This is a genomic window from Finegoldia sp. P3-F-LR, from assembly GCF_052932165.1.
Genome location: NZ_JBRFJE010000036.1, coordinates 1 through 4,973 on the forward strand (window position 1 = coordinate 1; position 4,973 = coordinate 4,973).

The following is a 4,973-nucleotide window of genomic DNA, read 5'->3' on the forward strand; positions in this document are numbered from 1 at the left end:
CATCTATTATTACAATAACGAAAGAATTCAGAAGAAAACAAAATGGATGCCACCTACAAAGTATAGGTTAGCATCCACTACAACTAATTAATTAAATATTGTGTCCAGTTTTATGGGTACACATCATTTTCTGGCGTTTTTTTAGTTTCGTTGTATTCTTTTTCGTGTTTGTCAATATCACTTAAAAGCATTTTGAAAATCTGATTAAATGATTGGTTGTATTTTTGAAATGTGGATTTTTGTAATACTTCTCGTGCTTTTTGGAATTGATGATCTTCCACATAGGCAATCGCCAAGTTAAAATAATACAAGCTTTTTGCGTAATCTGTTTTTGGTTTGTCTTTTATTTTTTTGAAATTTTGAAATAATTTGTCCAAATTTCCATTTTGTTCGTAATCCAGCATGTATTTTCTGATTTCGCCGGCGATTTTCCTGTCCATTATCATATTGTGAAGAACTTGAATCAGGATATAACTTAGAAAAAGTGCAAACGTTGTGATTAATGTAAATGAAATTATAATGAAAATTCTATTGATTCCTATGAGATTTTGAGTCGCAACAACTGCGATTGTTTCTATCACAAATGTTAGAATTGCTAGAATTATTAGTTTACTGTTAGATATTTTTGTTCTCATAAAACCCTCCGTAATTAAAATATATCCTATTTTTTACTTATTTACAAGCAATATTGAAAGATTGTAAGAATTCTATGATAAATTGAGCAATTTAAGCGTAGTTTATTGTAAAAAACTTGCTGTTGTGGTATATTATTATCAGAAATTTTGAAATATATGGAGGATTTTTATTATGGATTTACCCGGTGAGCCGAGCTATTTAATTATTTTTTCGGTAATTGCAATTGTTGCAGTGGTATACTTTATGTATATGAATGGAGTTGGATATTTTAGGAGCATGTCAGCCTTGTGGTTTTATCAAACACAAGGAATTTTGGAGGACAATATCCACGCAAGTTTGAAAAAAACTAGCGGAAAAGCTACAAAAGTATTCAAAGTCAAAAAAAGTGGATTTTATGATTTTAAGTTGGACAATGAATTAGAAAGCGGCAACGTTACAGTGAGCCTCATAGATTCATTGGGAAACACAGTGTTCGAATTGAACAAGATGAATGGATACTCGTCTGATTATTTGAACGAATCTGAGAAATACCGCTTGGTTTTCAACTACAACAAAGCATGTGGTAAGTTTGAACTTTCATGGAAATAAATGTGGGGAATGAAGTACTCCCTTGTTAATAACTAAAACGCAAAAATTTTGCTGATGACTTCTGTTTTTTACAGATATCATCAGCTTTTTTATTATTTAAAGGAGAAATTTTATGTTAAAAAGTATAGCAATTATAATTATTTTGTCCTTGTTGTTAGGAAAATTTTTCAAAAAAATAAAATTGCCACCGATATTGGCATTTTTAATCGTGGGAATAACTCTTGGACCATTCGCGATGAATCTGATCGACAAAAAAATACTGGATATTTCATCTGAAATTAGAACCATTGCACTAGTAATAATCTTGACTCGTGCGGGATTGTCACTGGACATTGACGATTTGAAAAAAATCGGACGACCGGCAGTGTTAATGTGTTTCGTTCCGGCAGTTTTTGAAATGTGCGCTGTGGGAATTTTGGCACCGATATTTTTGAAGGTGGATGTGTTGGACGCATTCATAATCGGATCGATAATCGCTGCAGTGTCTCCTGCAGTTGTAGTTCCAAGAATGATACGACTTATTGAAGAAGGATACGGAGATGAGCACAAAATCCCACAACTTATCTTGGCTGGAAGTAGCTGCGACGATGTTTTCTGCATCGTTGTGTTTACATCTTTGACATCTCTCGCGCAAACAGGAGACATCAATGTGTTCAAATTCATCGCCATTCCTTTTTCTATTTTGATTGGAAGTATCGTAGGAGCTGGAATAGGATTTTTGTTGGTGAAATTCTTCAAAAGATTTCACATGCGTGACACTGTGAAAGTTTTGATTGTGTTGAGTATTTCGTTCTTGCTTTTAGAATTGGAAAAAATTACGCCGATTCCATTTTCGGGACTCATCGCAATAATGGCGATGTCCATGGTTGTGAAGAAGATTTACGAAGATTTGGCGGAAAGATTATCAGAAAAGTACAACAAATTATGGGTAGGCGCAGAAATATTCTTGTTCGTATTAGTAGGCGCGACTGTGAATGTAAAATACGCGATAAATTCAGGGATTATGGTAGTCGTTTTGGTGATTTGTGCATTGATTTTCAGAATGATGGGGGTGTATGCATCCGTTTTGAAAACAAAACTAACTCTAAAAGAAAGATTATTCTGCATGATAGCCTACACTCCAAAGGCGACAGTACAAGCAGCCATCGGTGCAATTCCTCTATCAATGGGATTGAAAGTGGGGGATATGTCATTGACTGTAGCGGTTATTTCTATCTTGATTACTGCACCGTTTGGAGCGATAATGGTGGATAATTTGTATAAGAAATTGTTGACACGATAAAAACTAAAAACTAGAATAACTGGCGTTCGTAGCCAATTTATTCTAGTTTTTTCTTATCAATTCGATTTGTTTTACTTTCAAAAATTTATTATCTTTCTTTAGTTCTTTTTCATCTACATTTATTTTAATCCTGTCAGATTGTTTTAAATCGTCAAATTTTAAAATATTTGGTTCGTTTGAAGAATTAAATTCTACTATCTTGCCATCTTTTTCTAAATCTTTGCAGTCGATTTTTGACTCTTGTTGAATAATTTCCCTACCACTTCCTTCGCCTATAATTGTAAGTATTTTGTCAGATGTATTAACGTCTGTTATCTCACATTCTATTCCCAAATGTACTAAATTATTTTTTTTAGTGCATGAAGGAAATATATTAACAGGAAAATTATCAATACGAATATTATTATTTTTTTCATTAAAACACCTCCTATATATAATTAATTAACTAAATCATTTATTTACCTAAATCATATCAAAATAAAAAATAATGTCAAGATAAAAATGTTAAGATATGTCAAATGAGATTTATAAGCAACGATTAGTGGTATAATTGAAATGAACAAACGGGGTGAATTATGAAAAAGAAACTTGAGATAGCAGGGATTACTCTGTTGATTGTCGTTGGAGTGTTCTTCATTTTTGAATTTGCAAACGAGAATAAATTTGACAAGCTTAGCTTTAATGCAGATTGCATTTACGTTTACTCAATTGATGATGATAAGGAAATTTTCTCCAAAAATCCAGACAAGAAAGTGTATCCTGCTTCTTTGACCAAGATGATGACAGTGCATACAGCTATAGGAAAAATTGAAGATTTTGATAAAAAAGCTCCGATAGATAAGAAAAGCTACCAAAAACTTGTCGCACAAAACGCTTCAATGGCAGGTTTTTATGGTAACGAGCCCACTACTTTTGAGGATTTGTTGTACGGGACAATGCTTGCATCTGCTGGAGAATGTGCAGATAGCTTGGCTATTAATGTAAGTGGTTCCAAGGAAAAATTTGTGGATTTGATGAATGAAAACGCGAAGAATATGGGCTTGAATAACACGAATTTCAAAAATTCTGAGGGAATGGATGAGGACGATCATTATTCAAGCGCAAAAGATATGGCGTTTTTGTTGAAAAATTCATTGAAAAACGAAAAATTTTACAAGATTTTTACGACCGATAAGTATACTTCCACTAAAACTTTGGATCATCCAAAAGGAATTGAAATCGAAAGTACAGTTCTTGGAAGACTGAAAGATTACGATCAGGATGGTTTCAAAATTATCGGCGGCAAAAGTGGTACCACTGAAAAAGCAGGGCTTTGTTGGGCGACTTTGTCTGAAAAAAATGGCAAGAAATACATCATTATTGTGATGGGTGTTGATTTTGACGATATTAAAAATCCTGGAGATGGACAAATCCAAGATACGATTAAGATTTTGAAGAATTTATAAAATTTATAAGGAGATTACAATGGCTATTTTAGAATTAACATTAGTTCCAATTGGAACACAAACTACAAGTTTATCACAATACGTTGCGAAAGCTTATGATAATGTGAGAAATAAAGAAAATATAAAAGTTGAATTAAATCCAATGGGAACTGTGATGCAAGGAGATATCGACGAATTGTTGAAAGCTGTTCGTGATATGCAAGAATCTGTGTTTAGCGAAGGCATTGACAGAGTGTATTCTGTGATTAAAATTGACGACAGAAGAGATAAGGATGCTTCATTTGAGCAAAAACTGGATTCTGTAAATAGAAAGTTAAAATAATGAACAAAAAATCTGTAAAACTGTATAATTTGATATTTCCAATATGGATTGTGTGGCTTTTTCCGATAACTTGGGTTGCGATTGTACCGGCAAATATTTTGGTGGATTTCTTAGTAACTTTGTTAGCTTTGAAATTAATTAAAATCGAAAATCCGATGTCTGTCATCAAAAAATCACTTGCAAAGACTGTAGCACTAGGATTTGTAGCAGACATTATCGCTACGGCGGTATTGATGGTTTTATCATTCGGGATTAATGGAACAAGAAATAATATTGCAAAATGGTTCTACGATAATATTTCAATTCCAATAATGAACGATTATTACGAAACACCTTGGGGAATTTTGGTTATGATTCTAGCAGTCATGTTTGCAGGATTTTTGGTGTATGTATTCAACCGCAAATTTTCGTTCAAAAATACTGATTTGTCAGAATCTCAAATCAAAAAAGTTTCTTTGACATTGGCAATAATAACAGCACCGTATCTGTTTTTGATACCGACGAATGTTATGTATAATTTGTTCAGCTGATGAAATTATTGCAAAATTAGATGTAAATAAAAAAAGATGCATCATGACCTGAACCCGTAAACACGGAATAATTTAATAATATTTTAAGCGGAATGTAATCTGTACATAACAGGGGACATTCCGTTTAATTTTGTTTTAATTCTATCTTCATTGTACCATCTAATATATTT

General features: G+C 32.7%; 9 protein-coding genes and 1 riboswitch. Of the genes, 6 read left to right on the plus strand and 3 right to left on the minus strand.

What is annotated here, in order from left to right:
• The first annotated feature begins 1 nt into the window (after position 1).
• Positions 2 to 91: a hypothetical protein gene (locus ACU68U_RS08990; protein WP_420896855.1), complete on the plus strand. Its 90-nt coding sequence runs from the start codon at positions 2 to 4 to the stop codon at positions 89 to 91.
• Positions 92 to 110: 19 nt separating this feature from the next.
• On the opposite strand, the gene ACU68U_RS08995 is transcribed toward ACU68U_RS08990, so the two are convergent.
• Positions 111 to 635 (minus strand): hypothetical protein, encoded by a 525-nt coding sequence (locus ACU68U_RS08995; protein WP_446763181.1) that lies wholly within the window; start codon positions 633 to 635, stop codon positions 111 to 113.
• A gap of 172 nt (positions 636 to 807) precedes the next feature.
• On the opposite strand from ACU68U_RS08995, the gene ACU68U_RS09000 reads away from it, so the two are divergent.
• Entirely contained in the window at positions 808 to 1,224 is a 417-nt protein-coding gene (locus ACU68U_RS09000; RefSeq protein ID WP_446763182.1) for a hypothetical protein, read from the plus strand.
• A riboswitch (Fluoride riboswitch) is annotated at positions 1,221 to 1,295 on the plus strand. It overlaps the preceding gene by 4 nt.
• 41 nt (positions 1,296 to 1,336) lie before the next feature.
• Entirely contained in the window at positions 1,337 to 2,506 is a 1,170-nt protein-coding gene (locus ACU68U_RS09005) for a cation:proton antiporter (protein WP_446763183.1), read from the plus strand.
• Between the two features lie 42 nt (positions 2,507 to 2,548).
• Here the strand turns inward: ACU68U_RS09005 and ACU68U_RS09010 are convergent, their stop codons facing one another.
• A complete protein-coding gene (locus tag ACU68U_RS09010) occupies positions 2,549 to 2,839 on the minus strand; it encodes a hypothetical protein (RefSeq protein WP_446763184.1) in 291 nt (96 codons plus the stop codon).
• Positions 2,840 to 3,081: 242 nt separating this feature from the next.
• Between ACU68U_RS09010 and ACU68U_RS09015 the strand changes: the two genes are divergently transcribed.
• Genes ACU68U_RS09015 through ACU68U_RS09025 form a run of 3 tightly spaced genes read left to right on the plus strand, consistent with a single transcriptional unit; the run spans position 3,082 to position 4,803 of the window.
• Entirely contained in the window at positions 3,082 to 3,951 is an 870-nt protein-coding gene (locus ACU68U_RS09015) for a D-alanyl-D-alanine carboxypeptidase family protein (RefSeq protein ID WP_446763185.1), read from the plus strand.
• A gap of 19 nt (positions 3,952 to 3,970) precedes the next feature.
• Complete coding sequence (locus ACU68U_RS09020) at positions 3,971 to 4,273, plus strand: MTH1187 family thiamine-binding protein (protein WP_308577887.1); 303 nt, start codon at positions 3,971 to 3,973, stop codon at positions 4,271 to 4,273.
• The gene (locus ACU68U_RS09025) at positions 4,273 to 4,803 is read left to right on the plus strand and encodes a hypothetical protein (RefSeq protein WP_446763186.1); all 531 of its coding nucleotides are present in this window, start codon (positions 4,273 to 4,275) and stop codon (positions 4,801 to 4,803) included. Before ACU68U_RS09020 ends, ACU68U_RS09025 begins: the two co-directional genes overlap by 1 nt.
• A gap of 83 nt (positions 4,804 to 4,886) precedes the next feature.
• Here ACU68U_RS09025 and ACU68U_RS09030 read toward each other — a convergent pair whose 3' ends face one another.
• Positions 4,887 to 4,967: an IS3 family transposase gene (locus ACU68U_RS09030; protein ID WP_414731760.1), complete on the minus strand. Its 81-nt coding sequence runs from the start codon at positions 4,965 to 4,967 to the stop codon at positions 4,887 to 4,889.
• Positions 4,968 to 4,973: the final 6 nt, after the last annotated feature.

Bases quoted from the DNA above. Each gene is read 5' to 3' on its own strand.
- ACU68U_RS09005 (WP_446763183.1), top strand. From the start codon at position 1,337: ATGTTAAAAAGTATAGCAATTATAATTATTTTGTCCTTGTTGTTAGGA.
- ACU68U_RS09020 (WP_308577887.1), top strand. From the start codon at position 3,971: ATGGCTATTTTAGAATTAACATTAGTTCCAATTGGAACACAAACTACA.
- ACU68U_RS09000 (WP_446763182.1), top strand. From the start codon at position 808: ATGGATTTACCCGGTGAGCCGAGCTATTTAATTATTTTTTCGGTAATT.
- ACU68U_RS08995 (WP_446763181.1), bottom strand. From the start codon at position 635: ATGAGAACAAAAATATCTAACAGTAAACTAATAATTCTAGCAATTCTA.
- ACU68U_RS09015 (WP_446763185.1), top strand. From the start codon at position 3,082: ATGAAAAAGAAACTTGAGATAGCAGGGATTACTCTGTTGATTGTCGTT.
- ACU68U_RS09025 (WP_446763186.1), top strand. From the start codon at position 4,273: ATGAACAAAAAATCTGTAAAACTGTATAATTTGATATTTCCAATATGG.